Origin of the sequence: Microcoleus sp. BR0-C5 (assembly GCF_036705045.1) — a bacterium.
Taxonomy (GTDB): Bacteria; Cyanobacteriota; Cyanobacteriia; order Cyanobacteriales; family Microcoleaceae; genus Microcoleus.
This window is the reverse complement of the sequence record NZ_JAUBTR010000032.1, coordinates 23101-46376: the sequence shown is the minus strand read 5'-3', so window position 1 is coordinate 46376 and position 23276 is coordinate 23101. Positions and strand designations below refer to the sequence as shown.

The 23276-nt window shown below is 43.0% G+C and carries 23 protein-coding genes; 7 read left to right on the top strand and 16 right to left on the bottom strand.

What is annotated here, in order from left to right; translation table 11 throughout:
* Positions 1 to 480, bottom strand: coding sequence for a restriction endonuclease (locus QUB08_RS16980; protein WP_333225802.1), 480 nt, complete (start codon positions 478 to 480; stop codon positions 1 to 3).
* A gap of 244 nt (positions 481 to 724) precedes the next feature.
* Here QUB08_RS16980 and QUB08_RS16975 point away from each other — a divergent pair, with 244 nt between their 5' ends.
* A complete protein-coding gene (locus QUB08_RS16975; protein ID WP_333225801.1) occupies positions 725 to 904 on the top strand; it encodes a hypothetical protein in 180 nt (59 codons plus the stop codon).
* A 130-nt stretch (positions 905 to 1034) separates the two neighbouring features.
* Here the strand turns inward: QUB08_RS16975 and gnd are convergent, their stop codons facing one another.
* The gene (gnd, locus tag QUB08_RS16970) at positions 1035 to 2489 is read right to left on the bottom strand and encodes a decarboxylating NADP(+)-dependent phosphogluconate dehydrogenase (protein ID WP_333225800.1); all 1455 of its coding nucleotides are present in this window, start codon (positions 2487 to 2489) and stop codon (positions 1035 to 1037) included.
* A 293-nt stretch (positions 2490 to 2782) separates the two neighbouring features.
* Here gnd and QUB08_RS16965 point away from each other — a divergent pair, with 293 nt between their 5' ends.
* Positions 2783 to 3202 (top strand): hypothetical protein, encoded by a 420-nt coding sequence (locus tag QUB08_RS16965; protein ID WP_333225799.1) that lies wholly within the window; start codon positions 2783 to 2785, stop codon positions 3200 to 3202.
* 130 nt (positions 3203 to 3332) lie between these two features.
* Here QUB08_RS16965 and QUB08_RS16960 read toward each other — a convergent pair whose 3' ends face one another.
* The 11 genes from QUB08_RS16960 to QUB08_RS16910 form a co-directional block, all read right to left on the bottom strand.
* A complete protein-coding gene (locus QUB08_RS16960; RefSeq protein ID WP_333225798.1) occupies positions 3333 to 3929 on the bottom strand; it encodes a Uma2 family endonuclease in 597 nt (198 codons plus the stop codon).
* A gap of 477 nt (positions 3930 to 4406) precedes the next feature.
* Positions 4407 to 6338 (bottom strand): ABC transporter ATP-binding protein, encoded by a 1932-nt coding sequence (locus QUB08_RS16955; protein WP_333225797.1) that lies wholly within the window; start codon positions 6336 to 6338, stop codon positions 4407 to 4409.
* 9 nt (positions 6339 to 6347) lie between these two features.
* Positions 6348 to 10808 (bottom strand): beta-propeller domain-containing protein, encoded by a 4461-nt coding sequence (locus QUB08_RS16950; protein ID WP_333225796.1) that lies wholly within the window; start codon positions 10806 to 10808, stop codon positions 6348 to 6350.
* A gap of 236 nt (positions 10809 to 11044) precedes the next feature.
* Positions 11045 to 11653: a Uma2 family endonuclease gene (locus QUB08_RS16945; protein ID WP_333225795.1), complete on the bottom strand. Its 609-nt coding sequence runs from the start codon at positions 11651 to 11653 to the stop codon at positions 11045 to 11047.
* Between the two features lie 148 nt (positions 11654 to 11801).
* Positions 11802 to 14183: a glycoside hydrolase family 31 protein gene (locus QUB08_RS16940; RefSeq protein WP_333225794.1), complete on the bottom strand. Its 2382-nt coding sequence runs from the start codon at positions 14181 to 14183 to the stop codon at positions 11802 to 11804.
* Positions 14184 to 14829: 646 nt separating this feature from the next.
* Complete coding sequence (locus tag QUB08_RS16935; RefSeq protein ID WP_333160123.1) at positions 14830 to 15189, bottom strand: group 1 truncated hemoglobin; 360 nt, start codon at positions 15187 to 15189, stop codon at positions 14830 to 14832.
* Between the two features lie 1282 nt (positions 15190 to 16471).
* Entirely contained in the window at positions 16472 to 16693 is a 222-nt protein-coding gene (locus QUB08_RS16930; protein ID WP_445300929.1) for an ISAs1 family transposase, read from the bottom strand.
* 46 nt (positions 16694 to 16739) lie between these two features.
* Entirely contained in the window at positions 16740 to 16964 is a 225-nt protein-coding gene (locus tag QUB08_RS16925) for a hypothetical protein (protein WP_333225793.1), read from the bottom strand.
* Between the two features lie 202 nt (positions 16965 to 17166).
* Positions 17167 to 17373 (bottom strand): hypothetical protein, encoded by a 207-nt coding sequence (locus QUB08_RS16920; protein WP_015177442.1) that lies wholly within the window; start codon positions 17371 to 17373, stop codon positions 17167 to 17169.
* 142 nt (positions 17374 to 17515) lie between these two features.
* The gene (locus QUB08_RS16915; protein WP_333225792.1) at positions 17516 to 17845 is read right to left on the bottom strand and encodes a hypothetical protein; all 330 of its coding nucleotides are present in this window, start codon (positions 17843 to 17845) and stop codon (positions 17516 to 17518) included.
* 54 nt (positions 17846 to 17899) lie between these two features.
* Positions 17900 to 18034: a hypothetical protein gene (locus QUB08_RS16910; protein ID WP_333225791.1), complete on the bottom strand. Its 135-nt coding sequence runs from the start codon at positions 18032 to 18034 to the stop codon at positions 17900 to 17902.
* A 277-nt stretch (positions 18035 to 18311) separates the two neighbouring features.
* Here QUB08_RS16910 and QUB08_RS16905 point away from each other — a divergent pair, with 277 nt between their 5' ends.
* The 4 genes from QUB08_RS16905 (at position 18312) to QUB08_RS16890 (ending at position 19738) form a co-directional block, all read left to right on the top strand.
* On the top strand, positions 18312 to 18632 hold the full coding sequence (locus QUB08_RS16905; protein WP_333225790.1) for a hypothetical protein: 321 nt from the start codon (positions 18312 to 18314) through the stop codon (positions 18630 to 18632).
* A gap of 201 nt (positions 18633 to 18833) precedes the next feature.
* Positions 18834 to 19043: a hypothetical protein gene (locus QUB08_RS16900; RefSeq protein WP_333225789.1), complete on the top strand. Its 210-nt coding sequence runs from the start codon at positions 18834 to 18836 to the stop codon at positions 19041 to 19043.
* Positions 19044 to 19241: 198 nt separating this feature from the next.
* Positions 19242 to 19472 (top strand): hypothetical protein, encoded by a 231-nt coding sequence (locus QUB08_RS16895; RefSeq protein ID WP_333225788.1) that lies wholly within the window; start codon positions 19242 to 19244, stop codon positions 19470 to 19472.
* Positions 19469 to 19738 carry a ParE family toxin-like protein gene (locus QUB08_RS16890; RefSeq protein ID WP_333225787.1) on the top strand — a complete coding sequence of 90 codons (270 nt, stop codon included), beginning with the start codon at positions 19469 to 19471 and terminating at the stop codon, positions 19736 to 19738. Before QUB08_RS16895 ends, QUB08_RS16890 begins: the two co-directional genes overlap by 4 nt.
* A gap of 56 nt (positions 19739 to 19794) precedes the next feature.
* Here QUB08_RS16890 and QUB08_RS16885 read toward each other — a convergent pair whose 3' ends face one another.
* On the bottom strand, positions 19795 to 20136 hold the full coding sequence (locus QUB08_RS16885) for a hypothetical protein (RefSeq protein ID WP_333225786.1): 342 nt from the start codon (positions 20134 to 20136) through the stop codon (positions 19795 to 19797).
* A 107-nt stretch (positions 20137 to 20243) separates the two neighbouring features.
* Positions 20244 to 21776 carry a threonine ammonia-lyase, biosynthetic gene (ilvA, locus tag QUB08_RS16880; protein WP_333225829.1) on the bottom strand — a complete coding sequence of 511 codons (1533 nt, stop codon included), beginning with the start codon at positions 21774 to 21776 and terminating at the stop codon, positions 20244 to 20246.
* Positions 21777 to 22014: 238 nt separating this feature from the next.
* Between ilvA and QUB08_RS16875 the strand changes: the two genes are divergently transcribed.
* A complete protein-coding gene (locus QUB08_RS16875) occupies positions 22015 to 22569 on the top strand; it encodes a GNAT family N-acetyltransferase (protein WP_333225785.1) in 555 nt (184 codons plus the stop codon).
* Positions 22570 to 22660: 91 nt separating this feature from the next.
* On the opposite strand, the gene QUB08_RS16870 is transcribed toward QUB08_RS16875, so the two are convergent.
* Positions 22661 to 23230 carry a hypothetical protein gene (locus QUB08_RS16870; protein WP_333225784.1) on the bottom strand — a complete coding sequence of 190 codons (570 nt, stop codon included), beginning with the start codon at positions 23228 to 23230 and terminating at the stop codon, positions 22661 to 22663.
* Positions 23231 to 23276: the final 46 nt, after the last annotated feature.

Below are 23276 nucleotides of genomic sequence, written 5' to 3'. Positions count from 1 at the left end.
TTATTTACTACAATTCTTAGCTATCAGGATGAATTCCATGAGTCTTTTTCTATCCCATAACTCTACTTGGTTAGAATCAGCAAGGTTGTAAGCATTTTTTGTAAATCTGTTGTTGGTGATTACTATGGCTTTATTTGCTTTGTAATATCTGACAGATCCTGCTACTTCTTGAACGGCTTTAATACCAACTGGTCTTTTGGTTCTTTTTGCTTGAACCACCGTTTTTGACCCATCTTTGTACAAAATTATATCGGCTCCATAATCTTGACTGTCTTTAGTTAAATTAACAATATAACCACAGTTGATAAAATGGAAAGCTAGAAAGTTTTCAAACTCTTTGCCAGTCATTTCATCCACTTCCAGAATGCCACTGTCTGATAAACATTTTCTTGGCTCTTCTTCTTTCCATGTATCTACCCATTCCCAAATCATATTTACCGCAGCGAAAACGATAGCGGCTACTAATATAAAATCTAACATAAGATTATATTTAGTTTAAAGAAGTATTTACGAGCGTACCAGATTTACTCAATATAGTTATCTACCCATCTCACAAGCACATTGTGATCTTAATTACTGATTATCTACGAAAACCCTGAATTTCTGAGAATTGATAATAGGTGCAAGGAAACAATCAATGATAACTGAAAATGCTGTCAGCAATGGGTGATACAATAGCCAACAGGCTAAACTACACCCGCTCGACTAGACGAGGTAGAAGACTATGACGAAACCGCATGATATCATTCGAGAGCAAGACCGCAGATTGGGAGAATTAATGGCGATCCTCTTCGAGGGCTTTGCTAACGCACGTCAGCGATTCCTCGAACCAGGCGGCGATCCTCGACAGCCGGCATCAGGTTTAAAAGGCGATGATTACATGACAGACGCAGAAAGACAATAAGCACTGACCATCGCCCGATCGCTCTTTAACGACGAATATATTAAAAGCTATCTCGAAAAAAAACGTCAAAACAATTTGCAACCCCAGAATAATTAGTAAGGTGCGCCGAAACGCACCCTACAAAAATTAATTAGTCCGTAGTACCGGTTTGCAGCGACTCTTTAGCAGTCTGCGTCCACTCAGAGTGGAAGAATTCGCCACGCGGTTTGTCGGTGCGTTCGTAGGTGTGAGCCCCAAAATAATCACGCTGAGCTTGCGTGAGGTTTTGTGGCAATCTTTCGCGCCGGTAGCTGTCGAAATAGTCCAGCGAGGCGCTAAATGCTGGCACTGCAATCCCCAGTTGGCAAGCAGTCGCTAACACGTCCCGCCAAGCTGATTGGCGATCGAGAATGCTCTGTTTGAACTCCGGCGCTAACAGCAAATTCGGCAATGTGGGATCGTCCTTGAAAGCTGTTTTAATCTTGTCCAAAAATCCAGCCCGAATGATACAGCCGCCCTTCCAAATTCGGGAAATTTCGCTCAAACTCAAGTCGTAATTGTACGACTTCGAGGCCGCGCTCAAAAGTGCCATGCCTTGCGCGTAGGAGCAAATCTTCGAGCAGTAAAGCGCATCCCGAACTTTGTTCACAAACTCTTTAGTATCGCCTTCGTACTTGCCGCTAGGCCCGGTCAGTTCTTGGGAAGCTTTGATGCGCTCGTCTTTGTAAGAAGACATGATTCTGGCATTCACAGCAGCGATAATTGTGGGAATGCTCACGCCCAATTCCAAAGCACTCATAACAGTCCAGCGGCCGGTGCCTTTTTGACCGGCTGCGTCCATAATTACCTCAACTAAGGGTTGCTTAGTTTCCGGATCAATGTACTTGAAAATGTTAGCCGTAATTTCAATCAAAAACGAGTTGAGCTCGTCTGTGGTATTCCATTCGGCAAAAACTTCTTGCAACTGCTTGCCGTCCAATCCACCAACGTTTTTGAGCAAATCGTAGGCTTCAGCAATGAGCTGCATATCACCGTACTCAATACCGTTGTGAACCATCTTCACGTAGTGACCAGCACCACCAGGGCCGATGAATGTGACGCAGGGGCCGTCATCTACTTGAGCGGCAATTTTGGTGAGAATTGGCTCTAGTAGGCCGTAAGCAGTGCGGGTGCCACCGGGCATCAAGCTAGCACCATTCAGCGCGCCTTCTTCGCCGCCGCTGATGCCCATGCCGACAAATCCCAGTCCGATCGATTCTAAATCTTTGGTGCGGCGTTCGGTGTCGTCGTAGAGCGAGTTGCCGCCGTCAATAATCATGTCGCCCGGTGACAGCATGGGTTTGAGCTGGTCGATGACCGCATCTACGGCTTTCCCAGCTTGCACCATGACTAAGATTCGGCGTGGGGTTTCTAGGGCATCGACGAATTCTGTCAGAGTCTTGGCGGCTACAATGTTCTTGCCGGGGGCGCGTTGGGCCATGAAGTCGTCGGTTTTGGCTGCGGTGCGGTTGTATACAGCCACGGAGAAGCCTCTGCTTTCGACGTTGAGCGCTAGGTTTTCGCCCATCACTGCTAGACCGATTAAACCAAAATTTTGCTTTGTCATGCTAATAACCCGCTGGTTGTTCCCGCTTGATGATAGGTTTGCGAGAGAGGAAAGCGAGGCGGGGTGTACCGCTTTCCGGTGGACTAAAAGTATTGGACAATAGACCTAGGAGGTTTAGGTTTATTTTTATATTCTCAGAATTGCTGTTTGGTAAATCAGTAGGGTTTTTTTAAGATTTAAGGGATATTAATGACGGGGACAGGTGATGATAAGGCAGGTATTATGTCGATCGCGGTAACGGTAGATACAAACAAGCGGACATTTTGAGGAAAATTTAGGAGACTGTTGTAACTATGGAAGATTTGCAGTATCTCGCGGCCTGGGTGAAGGAGCAACACGCTCGCGAGTATATTTTGACTTGGCTACTGAGTCAACAGGGGCTGTGGTGGTCTGATGGGGATATTTATCAGGCCGTTTTGCAAAAGTCGGGAAAGCTTTTGAAAGCTTATGTCCAAAAAAGGCAAGCGGGAGAGTTATTTGAGGGAATTTCGGAGAAGTTGGTGGGAGATGATAATTGGGATGATTTGGTGCTGAGTTTAGGGCGAATTGTTGCTGTTTATCAAGAGGAATTGCTGAAGCTGCAAGAGCGAGATCGCAAGGGGGATGGGCTAAAAAAAAATTTGATTAGCCAACCGTTGACTGGAGATTCTTTGTCGCTTGAAGTGCAGCAAGCTTTGCCCGATCCTTATGCGGATACGCTGACGGGGAGATAATTGTCGATCGACTTTTCGGAGGCACAAGAATCTCAGAAACCGGGTTTCTTCCTATATTTCTCGTACTTAACCAAAAATTGTCGCAGAAACCCGGTTTCTCGCCAGCCAACTAAAGAAAATGGATCGAGATTCAAGGATTGAGAATAGGTGTAAGATCGAGGAGAAATCCGGGAAGTACATCTTCACCGGAAAGTGTTGGTGGTTGGTCAAAAGAGAAATTAATAACTTCTGCTACATCTTCAGACAACCGATAGATTTCTACTAAAGGCGTTTGCGGGTCAATTAGCCAACCTAAGCGACAGCCGTTAGTTCGATAATACCGCATTTTAGCCCGCAATGTTTCTAGGGAATCACTTTGCGATCGCAATTCTATTACAAAGTCCGGGCACAGGGGAGGAAACCTGCGCTTATCTTCTGGAGATAATGCTTCCCAGCGTTCTCGGATTACCCAAGCAGCATCAGGGGAACGCTTCGCACCGTTGGGTAATTGAAAGACAGTGGAAGAGTCAAAGACTTTTCCCAATCGAGTCTGACGATTCCACAAACCGAGTCCTAGGTTGAGATCGGAATTTCTGATGCCGCTTTCGCCGCCTGTTGGAGGCATAATAATTAGTTCTCCTTCGGGGGTTTGTTCTAATCGCCACTCTTCATTAGCGATGGACAATTGATAAAATTGTTCGTCGGTTAAAGCGACGGCGGCAGGTAGGTTGAGAGTTATAGTTTCCATCGTTGATATATCGCCAACTAGGTTGGTTTTATTATAGAGCGCACTTTCCGACAATTTTATCAAAAAAGTCGCAAATCCCAGAAACCCGGTTTCTTCCCTTATTTCTCGTACTTAACCAAAAATTGTCGCAGAAACCCGGTTTCTCGCCACGCAGCTAATCCCAGAAACCGGGTTTCTTCCGATATTTCTCGTACTCAAGCCAAATTATTCGCAGAAACCCGGTTTCTCGCCACCTAACGAGAGAAATTAGATTGCAAATCCGCGATAATTTATCACAATCACCCGCGCCAAATTCCCCACGCTAACCCACAAGTCCGCCGGGGGTTAAAACCCCCGTCTCATAGCAAAAGTCCTCTCAAAGAGGACTGAAAGACACATTTTTGAACAAGCATTGCAATATCTCCCTCCCCAGTCGGTTTCAACCGACTTTCGCTATGAGACAGGGGTTTTAACCCCTGGCGGACTGTTTGTTTAACTCTAAATATAACTGCTAGCTTGACGGGTAAACATGGAACAGTAAATTCCGTTTGATGCTATCAATTCGTCGTGAGTTCCTATTTCTGCTATTTTACCGTTTTCCATCACGGCGATACGATCGGCAATTTTGGCTAATCCCAATCTGTGACTGATGACTATGGTTGTTTTCCCGGCGGCTATTTGACGAAAGATGCTGTAAATTTCGTGTTCTGTCTTGGGGTCGAGGGCGGCGGTTGGTTCGTCAAAAATTAGCACTTCGGCTGTAGAAAGCCGCATTAAGGCGCGGGCGATCGCAATTCTTTGCCACTGTCCCCCCGATAAGTCTATGCCGTCTTCTAATTGTTTCCCCAACGGAGTCTCTAAACCTGCGGAAAGACTATTGACTTTTGCACTAATTCCTGCTTCGGAAATAGCTTCGTTAATTGCGGTGTCATCTGAGAGGGAAAGCAAGTCGCCGAAACCGACGTTTTCGCGAACTGTGGAGGGGAAACGGGCGTAATCTTGCATAACAACGGCGATGCGCGATCGCACGTATGCTAGAGAGTACGATCGCAAATCTTTGCCGTTCCAGTCGATCGTACCACTTGTCGGGTCGTACAGGCGGCCGAGGAGTTTGCCAAGAGTTGTTTTACCCGCGCCATTTTCACCAACAAGCACTAGCATTTCCCCCGGATTAATCGTTAAGTTAATATCCTCAACCGTGCTTTTATTGCTACCGGGATAGCAGAAAGATAGATGCTTAATTTCGATACCAATTTTATCTTTTGTCAACCCCGAATCTTGCCCGCCTTCGGGTAAACTAGGCAGGCGAGATGCCACATCCACAAGCGGAGACTGCAATTCTGGTTTGAGTTCCAAAAGTTGAAAAATCGGACTAACACTGAGAGAGATATCGTACAAATTAGTAGAAGTGTTAATCAGCATATGCAAACTTTGCTTTACTTGGACAATCAAACCAGAATAGAGTGCTAAATCGCCCAAAGTATAGCGACCACCCAAAGCTCCCATTACTACATAAATAAATGGTAAAGCCACTCCAATTCTACTAAACATCGACCAGAAAAGTACAACAAAAGCTCCTTTTTTTCGGATTTGCTGCATCTCGCTAAAAAATTGCAAAAACTGATCCTGCCAGCGTTTGAGCCAAAGTTCTTGCAAGCCAAACAAACGCAATTCTTTAGCATATTCTTCGCCCGTCAATACTCTAGCGGATAAGTTCATTTCGCGGCTGATTTTAGCTTGCTTTCTTTGAACTCTCCAGATGATTCTGCTATATTTTCTTTGGGTATAAATTGAGGGAGATGAGGAGATTAATATCAGCAATGGCACCCACCAAGCTATTGCAGCAGCAAGGCCTATCGATGGAATAAATATAAAAATTCCCGTGATAGTCATGCTGATGGTAAAGGCGAGTTGCTGTATTTTGGATACTCCGCTTTTTGCGAGTTCTACTATATTTAATAGTTCCGGGTTTTCAAAGAGGGCAATATCGTCAAAATTGGCGACTTTTTCGAGGACTTTTCCTTCGACAAAGCCTTGAACGCGATCGCGCAAAGATGTCGCGACAAAAGAGTTCATTGTGTCTAGGGCATCGCCGACTAACTTGAGACTTAAGACTCCGCCAATACTCCACAGCAATATTGGTCGGGAAAGCATCAAAGCAAAGGGCTGTGCTGTTTGGGTTTGCGACAGCAACCGAGATACTTCATCAATGATTAATTTATCTAAGAATAGCACAGCAGATGGGGCAGCACCGCTGATAATGTTGAGTAATATTAAATTGCGGAGTTCTATTGGTGCGGCTTTGATTATCAGGCTCAGGCTGCGCCGCAAAGCTTGGAAGGTGGTAATTTGGATGGGTTGCATAGTTTGTGGGTAGGTGTCGGGTCTAGTCATCCCCGGACGGTATATTGTAACAAAGGTGACTTTCACAATTTATTCTTACCGACTAAACTCTGGTATTCCCCATATCCGAATAGTTCCATCACCATGACCACTAATAATTTTTTTTCCATCTGGCGTAATTGCAAGAGAAATGAAACGATTGCTTGTGCAATACCTTTTTATATAGCGAAGTCTTTCTCCAGTATTTAAGTCCCATATTTCAATAAACCACTCATAAGATTCATATTTTATGAATCTATAACCAGCAGATACAATTCTTCGACCATCTGGTGTAAGTGTAAGAGCTTCTACTTCTCCAGCATAACTGTTTAAAGTTAGCCGAACCTCTGGATATTTCTTTGATGTTAAATCCCAAACTTTAATCTTTTTGTCATGGCTGCTAATAAGTGTTTTACCATCTGGCGTAATAGCCAAAGCATAAACCCACCCTAAATTCCTTCCTATAATTGTTCGCAATTTCCCGGTTATTAAATCATAGGATCTGATGGTTTTATGGCTTACAATTAGTCTCTGTTGGTCAGGAGAAATAACCATAGAGTTACTATCCCACCAATAAAGAGACCAAGAGTTAAATGAATAAATTTTAAATTTTTTTAAGAGTTCTTGGTTGTTTAAATCCCATATTTGAATAATCTTGGTGTCTTCTACGCCAATTAACTTTTGCCCATCGGGTGTAATTACCACTAAATAAACTTCATTTGAACAATGTAGAGAGTGTCGTAACTCGTTAGTCTTTAAATCCCAAATTTTAATGGTGTTATCGCAACCCGCACTAACAAGCGTTTGCCCGTCTGGAGTAATCGCAACACAGTAAACACAGGCTTCTAGCGTACTAAGTAGCTCTCCGGTGTTTAAATTCCAGATTTTTATAGTATTGTCCCACGGACTACCACTAACAAGTCTCTGTCCATCTGGTGTAATAGCCAAAGAAGTATGAATCAACCCCAAATCACGATCCAAATCACTATCAAAATGACCATCAAGGGTATTAAGACACTCAAAATATTGATAGGGATTGTATTCAACAGTCAAAACAAAGACATCAGCAGAAGCGCTTAAGTTTGCACTCGCTTCATTCAAACAGAAACGACTGATAGATAGGAAAACCCTAGCTACTAACTTTTGCAGCTTTTTCCAAAACCACCCTTCTAAAGCCGTATGAAAATCTAATACATTTGGATCTACAATTGTATCAATATCTGCTGTTTGATATACCTCTATATCTAGTTGTTCGTCAGCTTCTACTATCGTATCTGTCTCTTGAATTGCCTCGAATTCCTCTGTACTTATATCTAATTCTTGTGTCTCATCAACTATTGAATTATCTAAATTTTCCTCGGTATCTGTTGAGCCTGAATCTAAAGCAAATATTTCTTGGAGCAGCATTTCATAGGAAATTAAGTAAGATATTATTCTGCTAGAAATTCCAGTATATAAAAAGAGCTTTCTTATATCTTGCGTATACTTCGGGGCTAATTGAGATGTTGCAGTTACTTGAAAATAACCTTGCTCATTCTGAGTAAAAGTTAATGTACCATCTTGAGCAATTTCACCTCCGGTTGTTTCCCAATCAACCTCACCAGGCGCGATTGAAAAGCCGAATTGATCTAATCCTTTAACAACAAATGTTTGTTTTTCGCTCGATTTAAGATAAACAAAACTAGGTTTAATTTCTAAACGCTTTAACACAGGTAGCAGGATAACTTTAGCTGTACCGCTAAGCTTTCCTAATTTTGCGGTGACAGTAACTTCGCGCTTTTTATAATCGCCTTTAAAAGCTCCTTTATTGGTAATTAATCCACCAGTTGTACTGTTCCATATAACATTCATTATGTCTAAAGGATGGCCAACCTGATCTAATCCAGTTACAGTAAAAGAAAATTCTTCTTCTGGTTTAAGTTCTACCTGTTCAGGAGATATTTTTAGCCCTCTCACAACAGGAGTAACAGTAACTTCAGCGTTAGCGCTTAAATGTCCTACATTGACGGTTACTTGACAATCACCTTTTTGCTGTTCTCCACTACAAAAATTGCCATTTTGATCAATGAAGCCGCCTGTTGCATTCCATTCAATATCGCTGACAGATATTTCTTCACCTCGTTGATTTAAAGCAACCACATTAAATTTTTGGCTTTGTCCTGGCTCTAAAGTAACAGATGAAGGTAAAATATCTATGAATGTTAACCGAGAATGTTCGTAAACTTTAACTTCTGTGCAAGTGTTAATTGTCCCTACACTTGCTTTAATAATAACAGTTTCTTCTCGGTCGCCCGCATAAAAGATGCCCTGACTATCAATATTTCCACTAATTGCTAACCATGTAACTTTTCCAGTTTGTATGTTGTTACCATACTGATCTAATCCTTGAACTTCAAACTGAAAGCTTTGACCAAACTCTAATTGAGATGTTGAGGATGTAAAAATTATTTCTGTTAGCTTCGGAGGTGCAATAATCGTAATTGGGATAACTCGACGAATTGAACTGACTGAAGCTCTAACTTCAAAATCTCCTTGCTTGCTTCCAGCTATAAAATTGCCATTTTGGTCAATCCTTCCACATTCACTACTTACTAACCAAGTAATTGTCCCAGTTTGTATCTTTTTACCATACTGATCTACTCCTTTAACTCGAAACTGAAAGCTCTGACCAAACTCTAATTGAGGTATTGAAGATATAATAATTAGTTCTGCTAGTCTCGGAGGTTCAATAATCGTAATTGGAATAACTCGACGAATTGAACTAACTGAAGCTATTATTTCAAATTTACCTTGCTTGCTTCCAGCTATAAAATTGCCATTTTGGTCAATTTTCCCTCCTCCGCTTACTTCCCATAATACAGTTTCCTGCATTTGATTTCGTCGTTGATCTAAAACTTGTGCTGTAAATTGTTGCGTTTTACCAAACTCTAAAATAATACTAGAAAGAGTAACAGAAATCTCAGTTATTCTAGGAGGCTGAATAATAGTAATTGTGACAGAAGTCTCAAAAATGCCTATCTTTGCTTTAACTTCAAATCTTCCTTCCCGTTGACCTGCTGTAAATAAACCTTGTTCGATTTTCCCTCCGGTAGTTTCCCATTTAACATCTGTATTGTTAAGGCTCATCTCTCTATTATTCTGGTCTAAACCTTTAACAGTAAAATGCTGATCTTGACCACAAAGGAGTGCTTGGGGAATTTCAGTAATAACAATATTGCTTAGTTTTGGCTCAGAACATCCTTTAATAGGATGGAGTGGTTTTCCTGTTTTTGTGTCCAACAATTTTACCCAATCTTTACCTGCAACAGCAAGAGTTTTTCCCTCACAATTAATTGCTACAGAGCTAATCAATTCAGGCTGTTCTGGTGAAGTGTAGATGATTCTATTATCTTTTAAATCAAAGATGTTAATTTTTTTGGAAAAACCTACTACAAGTATATTTTGCTCGACATGACAAGCTATAGAATTAATTAATCCTTGATATTTAGAAGTATTTACAAGTTCTAAAGTGTCAGCCGGAAATTGAGTATAAAAGTTACCACCTCCCAAGATTCCGGCACCTAGGCCTGCACCTATTAATGCACCTATTGGGCCACCAAATGCAAATCCAATTGCCGTAGTTAATCCTGTACCTGCAACAATAGCCCCAGCGCCCAATTTATTTGAAGATCCTTCTTCAGATTGTGATTTCCAAAAGTTGACAACACCATCACGACTTCCACTAATTAAGGTTGTGTTGTCTGAAGTAATACTTAAAGATTGAATCCAATCCGATTCCCCTTCAAGACTACGTATGAATTGACCGCTATGTAAGTTCCATACTGTAATTTTTTTATTAGTGCTACCGCAAACGATAAATTTTCCTTCATGAGAAATACATAAGCTCAAAACAGAAGATAGTTTTTTTGGACTTTCTATAGTTCTAATTAATTGACCCGTTGTTAAATTCCATATTTTTATATTTTTGTTTGTGCTACCGCTGACAATGGTTTTTCCATCAGGAGTGATAGCAACAGCAGTAACCCAACCATGCCAACTTAGCCTATTTAATGTATGAATAAGCTTCCCTGTTTTTAAATTCCATACCTTAATAGTTTTATCGGCACTTCCGCTAACCAAAGTATTTCCATCAGGACTAATAGCCACAGACAAAACCCAGTGCGAGTGTCCTTCAATACTACGAATTGTTGCCCCCGTTTGCAAATCCCATACCCAAATCTTTTCCCAACTCCCTCCTACTAAAATAGTATTATCTGGACTTATTGCTAGAGAAGTAATAATATCTGTTGGGCAATTAATTAAGTTTTCTGGTGTATTTTCCATCAACCAAGAATTATCACCACGAAAAACTCTGTAGGCAAATTGTTTAACTCTGTCTGATGGATCTTTGATAGACTGTTCAATCAATAGTTCTAAACCTTGTTGACCATAATTGAGAGTCTCTGATAAAGCAGCAAGTCTTTCTTGCTCACTTTCACTAGATAACTGCTTCTTAACTTCTTCAATTCTTGTAGACATTCTATTTCTCTCCCAATCATTAACTTTCTGGTCTTTTGGCAGCGACAAGCAACACATTAGCTAGGTGATAGGGTTCTAGCATAAATGTGGGGCTCATAAAATCTCATCTAAGTTATCTATGTAGATTATAACAGATGATCTGTTAATCATTGTAAATAATGATGACATAATTTCTCTTTCTTTTTCTTTATCCCCAAGTTTCCTAGGTTGGTTGAAAATTTATCAGTGCATTACACTTACCCACCGTTAAAAAATTGCTTTGCGGTCAAATTTAATTCGGGAAACACTGCCGATTCAACCCTTTCATCTCCTCGAAACAGCTTAATTTGATACTCACCCTCTACTAACTGATAAACCGATAAAGTAGGCTGTTTCGGAGAACCAATATAACGGCTACCACCTAAACCCAAATAATCTACAATCCAATATTCAGGAATGCCTAGTGCTTCATAGTCAATCATTTTGTGGGCATAATCATCCCGCCAATTAGTGCTGACAACTTCAACAACTAATTTAACGGAATTTCCCTGAGTAATAACTGATTCTCTTTCCCATCGAGACTCATTGGCTGCTACGGCTTGTTTATCTAATACAATTACATCGGGATCGTAGCCAGAGTTATCGCTAAATTTAATTGTACATTCCTTGGGAATAAAGTAAGGAAGCTGTAGTCGCCTGATTTCTAACCCAAACTCGATCGCCTGAAAACCGGCGCTGGCTGAATGTTTACCAGTTGGATTTGGCATTTCAACAATAACTCCGTTATGTAATTCATAATGTCCGTTTTCTGGTTTTCCTTCCAGAAAATCATCAAAAGTTATTAACTTGGATATTGTTTGAGTCATCCGAAAGCCTCTTTAGTGATAGGTCGATGAATAATTATATTTTGAACTCGATCGAGGGATACGATCGCCCTTTCCATCTCAAACTCTACCAGATCGAGCGATCGCCCTGAATGAATCCCACCATAGCATAAACCGCTTTATGCCAAAGTTATCCAAATGTCAAACGCCGCACCGTACCATCATCTGTAAATCGCTGTTCGCCAACGCCAACAACTTCCACAATAACTTCGCGTTCTGATATCAAAAATTGACCCTCGCGCGCGGCAATTTCAACGATGATTTTTTCCCCTTCCAAATACACCTTGTAATTAGTAGTAGCCCAGACACCTTTTTCGTGTTCAAAACTGTGTCCATCGTCCTCATAAAGCGTCCATTCACCGCTTCCGGGCCAAATTCGCATTTTTAATGACTCAAGCGGTTCTTCGCTGACAAATTGCCTCACAGGCGCTAACGCCATTATGCCCCCGCCCCGCACGTAAAGCGGCATTCTCTCCAAAGGTGCATAAGCTAAAATGTGCATCGGGCCGTGATAGCATTCGCCCGTCCACCAATCGTACCAAGTACCCTCCGGCAAATACACGGCGCGATGCTCAACTCCCGGCCGGTAAACAGGTGCAGCCATCAGCGACGGGCCCAGCAATACTTGATCGTAAAGATGATAAGTTGTGCGATCGCGCGGAAAGTGATATAGTAACGGTCGCAAAATCGGCGTTCCCGTCGTCGCAGCTTCCCAAAACAACGTGTAAATATAAGGCAACAACTGATAGCGCAAATTGATGTATTCGCGGCAAATCTTCTCAGTGCGATCGCCAAAAACCCACGGTTCGTGCTGCGCCGTACTCATCGCCGAATGACCGCGCATCAACGGATACAGCATCCCCACCTGCATCCACCGCGCGAAAAGTTCAGCGGTTGCATTCCCCGCAAAACCGCCGATGTCGCAACCGACAAACGCCACACCGGAAAGCCCCATATTGCAAAGCATTGGTAGCGACATTTCTAAGTGTTCCCACTGCGATTGATTGTCGCCCATCCATACCGACGAGTAACGCTGAATGCCCGCAAAACCCGATCGCGTCAGCACAAAAGATCGATCGGCCGATCGCACTTTTTGCAACCCCTCAGCACAAGCTTTCGCCATCATTAAACCATACAAATTGTGCGTTTCGGCGTGGGTGGCGCGATCGGATTCCGGGCCTTGCGGTGCATCCAGGGGAAAGCAGATGTGTTCGCCGCCGTCACCAAAAGGCCGTTCTGCGATCGCAGGTTCGTTCATGTCGTTCCAAATCCCCGCAATCCCAACATCTGTCAGAGTTTTGTGCAATTCGCCCCACCACTGGCGCACCTCCGGCCTCATGAAGTCGGGAAACACCGCTTTGTCCGGCCAAACGTAACCGTGGAATAGCTTTCCCTCTGCGGTGCGGACGAAATAGTCATTCTCCACACCGCGATCGAAAATTTCATAATCTGCTTCCGGTTCGTACTTGACACCGGGATCGACAATCGTGACAACCTTAAAACCCGCTGCTTTCAAGTCTGCGATCAGTTTCGCGGGATCGGGGAAACGCTTCGGGCTCCAGGTAAAAACGCGGTAGCCGCGCATATAGTCGATGTCGAGGTGGATGACATCGCAGGGAATCGCCCGATCGCGAAATTCCTTTGCCAACTCCCGCACAATGTCCTCGGATTCGTAGCTCCAGCGGCATTGGTGGTATCCCAGCGCCCATTTTGGCGGAAGCGGCATCCGGCCAGTTAACTGCGTGTAGGTGGCGATAATTTGGGCGGGTTCCGGGCCGTAAATGATGTAGTAGTCGAGTTCCGGGCCTCTGGTTTCCATCCGCAAAACCCCCGGTTGTTCCGCGCCGATATCGAATTGACTCCAAAATGTAGTGTTGAAGAAAATGCCGTAAGCGCGATCGGGATTCAGGGCGATGTAAAATGCGATCGCCTGGTACATTTCATCGGTGAGGGAATTGTAGTCGAGGGAGTCGGTTGTCCAGTTTGTCTTGACTTCGGAGAGTTTGTCGAGAAAGCCGGTGCGTTGGCCGAAACCGTAGAAGTGCTCGTCTGCTTCGATGCGCTTCCAGCCCGCGGTTGCACCTGCGCGCCATCCCATATTGCGATCGCAGTCGCTAGCAAAGGGTTTTCCCGATTTGTCAAAGCATTCGATTGCAGGGCGATCTCGCTTTACGGAAATTAATATTTGCGCTGTTTCAATTTCTATTTTTTCCTCGGTTTCTCGCACTTCAAATGGTATAATTTCCCACTCTTCGTCAGGGACAGTTATTGAGTACGATCGGTTGTTAAATTCACCTGTGGGGGACATTCGCACTCGGATTAAATTCGGTGCGAGGATGCTGATGTTTAGGGAAGTTTCGCCGCAATTAAAGTGAATTGTGCGTGAAGCGCAGCTATCCCGTAGGGAATCGGTTTTATTTATGGATTCTACCGAACCGATTGTTGACCAAGGCTGTTCAGTAGTTTGGAGTTTTCCGAAGTATTGCGGCATATAGGATTTAGTAATTGGCAATTAGTAAACCGATCGTGCAAGCCGCACTTGACTGCTGTCATCTAACTAAAGGAGGAATATAACTTGTCAGCATTTCAAGTAAATGAACAAATAGAGTGAAATATACTTCAGCAATACCGTGGCTAGCCGAATAAGCTACTATAAAAAATGAAATAGGTATCAATAAACCCAGTCAAAAATAACTGACACCTTGCACCCTTTTCAATCAGGCTTTAGGAACAGGCAAGATGCCTGTTCCACAAAGACTAAATTTTCTTGTGGAACAGGCATCTTGCCTGTTATTGATAACGGTGCGAGATGTCAGAAATAACTTAAATCCGCTACTATAGCAATCCTTGCAAAAGTCGTAAATTTTGTACCCCACCCCAACCCTCCCCGAACCCGTGAGGAGAAAGTAAGAAATTCACAAATGATGCAAGGATTGCTATATATCTATCGCGCGATAGCTTCCCATAACTCATAGGGGATATCAGTTAAATAACTCTAGCCATCTTCGCCTCAACTGTGAACTATTCTCTTCCTTCGCATCTTCGCGGTTCATTATATCTGGTAAACAACAAAGTGGAGCTTTCGCTGCACAATTACGAAATCTCCACTTTTCTCACTATTCTAGTGGCTGCAAAAACCCTCTTGTCTTCACTCGATCTTACTTGTACAAAACAGCCTCTTTCAAAGTCGCGATTTTACCTAGCGCTTCATCAAGATCCTCTTGGGAGGCGCCGTGGGCAACTATTGCATCTGTCAAATGCTTCACAATTGCATCAAAGTGTTCAGGCTGTAGATTCAAACCTGCGTGTGCTTTCTCCATTGAACGGCCTGAGTATTGCTTGGGGCCTCCAAGGGCATAAGAGATAAAAGCAGTTTGATGGCGGCGCTGCTTTTCCATATCTGTATGATCGAAGAAATGGCTCACTATCTCGTCAGCCAAAACATCGCGGTAAAAATCATCCACCATCTCTTTAATGGCTGGCTCTCCACCCATTTTTTCGTACAATGTTGTTGCCATATCGTTTCAGCGAGTTATTTTTTTCACTTACTCTTTAATTATAGCTGGCAGCTTTGCTTTTTTCCACTCGGTGAAATATTAATTTAATCTAAAATAATTCCTTAGTAACTGTTGCGACTGCTGGTATTTTTTAGACAACTTTATATCATTATAAACTTTATTAAAGTTCTATCGCCAGTTAGAGATGGTCGATCGCCCTTCCAGCATTTTGACCTAATGCACGGATTGCTTGTTTTAGCAAGATGTTTCCTACACACCACCAACACCCAGGGTAAACGCATCTAAATTCATTTGACAAAAACGTGAATTTGTGCATTACTAAATAACTAAAAAAAATTTCTTAAACTTCTTAATTTTAACCCGAATTGAGCAGATTAAATCAGAACCTTAAGATTTTATGAACTTCTTAAAGCAGGCTAATTTTCCTTCTTAGATAGGTGTTATAGCGGTTCTCAAGCGTGGTGAGGTATGCCCACGGAGCCCACGGAGGCCACGGAGCCCACGGAGGCCACGGAGCCCTATGCCCATGAGTACCTCATCTTTCTGATAAAGGCTATAGATTTCGAGTATTAACTGGCAGAGTTTAAAATTTTAACTAAATAATTATTGTCCATTGCCGCTCGATACCGTTTCATTTTTAGACTTTGTGCCGGAAGTTTTCTCTGGTTTCAGTAAATTTATTGCTAGCCTCCGATTGAAGTGCCAAATTTTCGGGAGAGTTCTGTTTCCGAATCCGGCTTTCATCTTCACAAAATGTAACATCAAGCGTCCAATGTAAGCTATTTTCAATGCCCCAATGACGGAGGATAGCCCCAGCAATTCTCTCAGCATTACTGCTTAAACTACTAAGCGTAAAAACGAGCTGAGCGTGGTGGTTTTATTCCACAATCGTCCTTCACTAACTATCATGACAAATGTTTTTAATCCCGTCCATAATTCTTGATTATGCACTTGTGGTAACTCGGATACATCCACAGTCCAGACTGGGATTTTTTCCCCTCGATGAAGTCCCGCTTCTACTTGTTCATACTCATCATATTTTTTGCCTAAATATTTGGCTTTTTTAGCGACTTCAAACCACTCTTTTACGGCTTTGTAGAGGAGTTTATTTATTCCATTTCAAGGCTAAAAAATAATCTCCTTTTCTCTTGATAATCAGAGATGTTATGTCTTTTTGACATCAATAGAGCGTCTAGACTTATTACACTTCCGGCAATTTATAACATTTCTATTAATGGCGGAATTGCTGTCAGCTCGTTAGATTTTTTATCGACTTTTTTTATCATAAAACCAATTGATGAGATGAAGACCACGCAGCGACTATATGTAGCGCTTTTTGCTGGTAATTTCGGTCATAAGATTGTTTCATCGTTTTGCCATCAATGGCAATCACGTTTAGTTCTAATTCCCCGACTATGGCATTTACCCAACTCAAAAAACATTCGTGAAACTGTTGTGGTTCAATTCGGGCAAATAATCGACTAAACCTGTCATGACATGGTATACCATTCGGTAATTATAGAAAGCTTTTTAACCATTCATATTTGGCGTTACCATAGGCTTCTATTGCCACCCATCCGTCTGCGCCGGGTCTGGACAGCTAGAATCGCAATCGATCTAATATCTTTGAGCAAATGTTCTTTACTTTTTTCTATTCTTGGGTCTTTCAATTTGGCAAAATGCTCGAAAAAACTGGCATTTAAAATATTCATTGAAGGCAATGAATCTGTTTGTTTTTGTTGGCAACTTACAGCTTTACTAAAACCTATTGCCATTTATAGCACTCATGAACTACAAGAAACTACATTAAAAATTAGTCGCATTTAACTGTAGCATATTTTGGCTTGAAGTTAAGATGCGTTTACCCTGCATCTATGGTTGAACTTGCCCACAGCACTAAAGCCGGTCGTAATTTTTTCTGACTCAAATCTGTAAAGGGAAATTCAGCTAAAACAATATCTCCTTTTTTTAGCTTCACTAAATTGGCTCTCCATCTTCAAGGGTGTAAATATCAGGTTCGTCGTCCAGGAATTGAAATGCTCCTCCGCTTTGGGCTAACTGGGTTATTTCGACAGTAGAAGGATAGGGGATGTTATTAAATAGTTTTGCTTTTATTAGCAATTGCTCGTCTTCTGAGAGTGTCTGGATGATTTGTACTAAGGATTCAATGAGTTTTGTGTTCATAGCTGAAAAAATGTGGGGATATTTTTTTTACTTCAAAAAGGCAACCTTCGATGATTATAACAAAACAACTAAGAGCGTGAAGCGAAGCTATCCCGTAGGGAATCGCCCGACCCAGTAAAATTCATTCGGAGATAGCACAGATTTACTCCTCGAAGTCCACCTGCTTAACCTGCTCTAAAGGTATATGTAGCGCTTCTGCAATTTGCTCGTCGCTCAAGCCAAACTGCCGTAATTTATCAATTGTTTCAATCTTCGTTTTTATTTGGGTTTCCTCCTGCAATTCGGCAGTTTGCGGCTGACTTTTATCTGCGGTAGGAGTGGGTTCTTCGGAACCCATGTTTACACAGCCGATTATATTATTATTACTATTAAAGCTTCGAGCGCCCAAAGAAATATTTAAATTAGTTTGCCGTTCTACGACGGATTTAAGATTTTTTTTATCAACTTCTTCATCAAAGATATCAGATAACATTTGCAAAAGCTCATAACCGACATCCTTAGCATGACCCGCTGAACAACCACAATTTTATGCAATGTCATCATACTTTTGACGCTTCAGCGTTCCTTCGATAATTCCGCGCTGCAAGTCATTTAAACGTTTGCGTGTCTTGGCGTAGACAGCATCATCTATAAATTGAAGTATTTCTTGGAGGCGCATCATCCGGGATGTGGGAGGACATTAGTTATTATAGCCGACTTTATCCGTCTCGAACCGTCTTTTTCCGTTGTTTACAATAATTTAATAAAAATCCGTCTTTTTCCGCTTTTAAGTTGGGGTTGATTAGTTTACTATAGGCAAAAAATGGGGTAAGTTTTGGCTCCACACATATTTGATCGGTAGCTTTGCAAAATTAGTAGCTTCTGCCTTTAAAAAATGTGGCAATATGTGGAAAACCAAAACAAAATGTCCGATCATTACTAACTAAAGGAGATCAACTGTGAACAACAAAATTGATGAGGGAACGTTAAACAATCTGCCAGAGAGTCTGCAACTTGCACAAAAAGCGATTGATACGGAAGAAGTGCAAGAAATTATCAAACAACTGGCAAAATACAATCTTGGGGTATGTATGCCACATATGCACACAAATAACAACGGATTTGTAGAGCTACCAAAGGATATGATTCAAGTGGAGCGGCAGTTAGTCACTTCTTTCGTTCACTCCTCAGAGGTAGATGATAAAACCATGATTCCGGTGGTGTGGAGGTACATTGATGGTGTAGTTGTAAGTGCTTCAAGTTGTAGAATGTGTGAATAATTCTCAAAGAGCGATCGCCCTTACCAGACAAAAGTGCGATCGCCCCCAACTACCAAATCGTTTCAACGTAACGAATATCATACGGCCGCGCGATCGCAACTAAGATACGATCGCGCCGATTTTTGTGAACCCCCCCTGAAAGTTGCAATTACTACGTTGACCTGCTACCATTAACATAGACGCATCGTAGGAAAACAACAGATGACACTAACAGAATTACTCCCTACTATTAGACAACTGTCTGCGATCGACAAACGAGAGTTAATCCGCATTCTCCTGGGGGAAGAGGATATCAGTGAGGAGATTTTTCCTTTAGAACCTTACAAGATTTACTACCTACCAACTCCCTACGATACTTTGGGTGCTGGTGTAGCTTTGATGCAGGCAATGAATCTGGATAACAGCAATTAAAATTGAGTTCGATATTGAAACGAAGCCTTAATCTCCACCATAATTTATTTACAGTATAAAGTTATAGCCCGATCGCCCTTACGAACAAAAACTAAGTGCGCGCGAGCGAAGCTATCCTCAAGGGAATCGCCCGAAACACCAAAACCTGACAACTGGGCCAGCTATAATTAGCAGTATCTCTTATACAAAACGGCGACTATGACTGAATTGCTCGAACGTGCGATCGCCCAATTGAAAACTTTATCTGCTGAGGAGCAAGATGCGATTGCTGCTCGTCTCCTTACCGAATTAGAAGATGAACGAGCATGGAAAGCTCAATTTGAAGCTACAACAGATGCTCAGTGGGATAGTCTAGCTGAGATGGTACGTCAAGAAATCGCTGCTGGCGATATTACCCCTCTAACTGACGTTTTTCCGTCAAAGCCATGAAGTCAAGTGTTACGAACGCATTCCGCAAGAAACTGGGCGAACTTCCAGCCTCGGTTCAAGAGCAAGCTGGCAAAGCATACGCCCTTTGGTGTTCCGATCCCTACCATCACAGTCTTCAGTTTAAACGAGTTAGCCAGCGTCAAGCAATTTACTCAGTTCGCGTTGGACTAAACTACCGAGTTCTTGGCTTACTAGAGAACGAGCGGATTTACTGGTTTTGGATCGGCGCACATACAGAGTATGACCAGTTGCTTCAACGATTGTAGATTCGCGATCCGCATCCGGCAATTAATACGCTCTTCGTCTGAAAATATCCTACGCATCAAGACTGTTTTTCCTGCCAAATTGCCTCTCTCTCGGCTTCTAAACCACCCAATAAGTCCGTCAAACCTACATTTTCATTTTCCATAATCGTGACAATCTCCTCGATGAGTTGGGAAACTTGCATCGGCTCATCAAAATCATCAGCAATCACCAGCGGCAGCCCGCGCAGAGGATAATGCTTTTCTACCGTCAATTCAGCACTCGAAATCTCAGCCGACTCGATCGCCCGAAAATCCTCCGAATTAGACAAGCGCCTCTGACGCAAAAAACTCAATAGCACCTCAAGTACGTCATCTGAGGCTTGCTCAATCTCGCTGATTAGTTCTTCCCGGACAGTCATAATCTGGCATTTTCCTTGCTAGACTTCTTTACCCATTGTATCGAGATGCGATCATTTTGGACGATCGCTCTTTCCCCAAAAACCCACCCCAAAACCCACCCCAAAACCTACCTCAAAAACAACTTATACGCGGGATTTTGACTCTCATCCCCATACTGATAGCCCAGCGTATCCAAAAAAGCCTGCCATTTCTGCATCTCATCGGGCGGTACTTGAATTCCCACCACAATTCGCCCGTAATCGGCGCCATTATTTCGATAGTGAAAAACGCTGATATTCCAGTTAGGGCTCATCGAACCGACAAACTTCATCAACGCACCCGGACGTTCGGGAAATTCAAAGCGATAAAACAATTCATGATCTGCCAGCATCGAACGCCCGCCCACCATATGCCGGACGTGCAATTTCGTTAATTCATCATCAGTTAAATCCAAAGTCTTGAAGCCACAATCTTCAAAAGTTGCGGCTATTTTAACCGCATCGGCACGGTTTTGAATTTGTACACCGATAAAAATATGTGCCTCTTTCTCATCCGCAATTCGATAGCTAAATTCAGTTAAATTGCGTTTGCCCAGACATTCGCAAAACCTGCGGAGACTTCCCGGTTGTTCGGGAATTGTGACGGCAAAAATGGCTTCGCGGCGTTCGCCAAACTCGGCTCTTTCTGCTACAAAACGCAGGCGATCGAAATTCATGTTCGCGCCGCAAGCAACAGCAATTAATGTTTCTCCTGCGATTTGTTCCCGTTCCACGTAAGCTTTCGCACCTGCGATCGCCAAAGCGCCAGCAGGTTCTAAGATCGATCGCGTATCTTCAAAAACATCCTTAATCGCCGCGCAAACATCATCCGTATCCACCAAAATAATCTCATCCACATACTCCTGGCACAAGCGAAAAGTTTCCTCCCCCACTTCCCGCACAGCAACGCCGTCAGCAAATAAACCCACCTGCGACAAACGCACCCGTTTACCGGCTTTCAGCGATTGATTCATGGCATCGGAATCCACAGGTTCAACACCAATAATCTTAATTTCCGGCCGCAACCGCTTAATATAAGCTGCAATTCCCGAAATCAATCCCCCACCACCAATTGCCACAAAAATCGCGTGAATTGGTTTTTGATGTTGCCGCAGAATTTCCATGCCGATCGTACCCTGTCCAGCAATCACGTAGGGGTCATCAAAAGGGTGAATAAAAGTCATACCTTTTTGGGCCTCTAATTGACGCGCAAAAGCGTAAGCATCATCGTAAGCATCCCCATGCAAGACTACCTCTCCACCACGGGCTATCACCGCATTTACCTTCACCTGCGGCGTCGTTACGGGCATGACTATAATCGCGCGAGTTCCCAGGTGACGGGCGGCGAGGGCGACTCCTTGGGCGTGGTTCCCGGCCGAAGCTGCGATGACACCTTGTGCTAGCAAATCCGGCGACAGTTGCGCCATTTTGTTGTACGCACCCCGCAGTTTGAAGGAAAACACCGACTGCATATCCTCTCGCTTTAGCAAAAGTTTATTGTTGAGCCGTGCTGATAGATTCGGGGCTACTTCTAGGGCTGTTTCTTGTGCAACATCGTAGACGCGGGCGGTGAGGATTTGTACTAGGTAATCGCAAAGCATGGCGTTAGCAGGTTGGTTGATGCCGGATGGTGGGATAATTGTACGGCACTTGTGTTAGTATTTTGCGGGGAATTGGCGATCCGGCGATTCCCTGCGGGATAGCTTCGCTTCACGCAAGTTTCCAATAATAACTTTTCGCTTTGGGAACATAAGGAGCGTGAAGACTATGAATAATATTTCGTTTTTGCCGTTTACCCCGGTTATAAAATCCGGTTTGTGAGCGTATTAGTCCGTAATCCTTGATTTAGTATGTAAATTCATGAACGTACAAATTACAGATTTGCGTGCGGTTGACGAGACAAAAATTCAACAGGTAGCCAGATTAATAGTTGAAGGTTTTAAAGAGCATTGGCCCCATGCTTGGCCCGATCTAAAATCTGCTTTGCAAGAAGTGCAAGCATCTTTTGGAGGCGATCGCATCAGTCGAATTGCTGTCGCCGAAAACGGTCAAGTTTTGGGATGGATTGGCGGGATTAGACAGTATGATGGTAATGTTTGGGAACTGCACCCGCTGGTAGTGAGAACAGAATTTCGCGGACAAGGAATTGGTCGATCGCTCGTAGCTGATTTAGCAGCAGAAGCTAAAAACCGGGGAGGGATCGTGCTGTGGGTAGGTACCGACGACGAAGACAATCAAACCACTCTTTCAGGCATCAATCTTTATCCTAACGTTTGGGAACACATCGCCAAAATTAGAAATTTGCGCGGTCATCCCTACGAATTTTATCAAAAAATGGGTTTTGCGATCGTCGGAGTGATGCCCGACGCGAACGGAATTGGCAAGCCAGATATTTTCATGGCAAAGCGGTTGTAAAGTTTAATGTTGGTTTTAAATTTACTGACAGGTGGCTTGCCAATCCAACACTTAGCCAAATTAGTTGTTGAAAGTTTCCCAGAAAATCGGTCTAGTCTGGAAGTGCGAACCCCGTTCGAGGGTCGCTAATAAACAAACCCAGAACTAACGAATCCATCACCGTATTCCAGACAGGAGTCAAACGTTCAGCATCATCAACCCAGTAATCAAAAGTAATCAAACACTGAACATTAGAACCCAATCCAATACAGATTCGCGAATAAGCTTCCCGCTGTTCTGGAGGGTCGATAAACTTAAATTCAGTCCAAACAACGCGGGCAGTTTGCCGCTTCAATTGGATAATTTCCCCAAAAGCGATCGGATTCCGCGTCTCATCTTCAACTACCTTCTGTAATAGCGGCACCAGCGGAAAATCTGCCCAGTTACCAGGTGGTAGCAAATTAAACGAAACCTCCAAACGACAATCATCATCCGGCGGCTTTTTATCCGTAAATCGGAACGACTTAGTATCCGGTTCAAAATGCCAATCTTCCGGGACATCAAAGCGGACTGCACCTCTTCCTGCAACAAAAATTCGAGTTCCAGGCTTTGACTTCCAATTGTGGTCTTCTTTGAGCTCTAGAGTTTCCTTGAGCCATTCTTGCTTTTTGCGCTTAGACATAAACAGAACACCAAATTGCTGCTAATGTGTAGTTTTAGACTTGGCA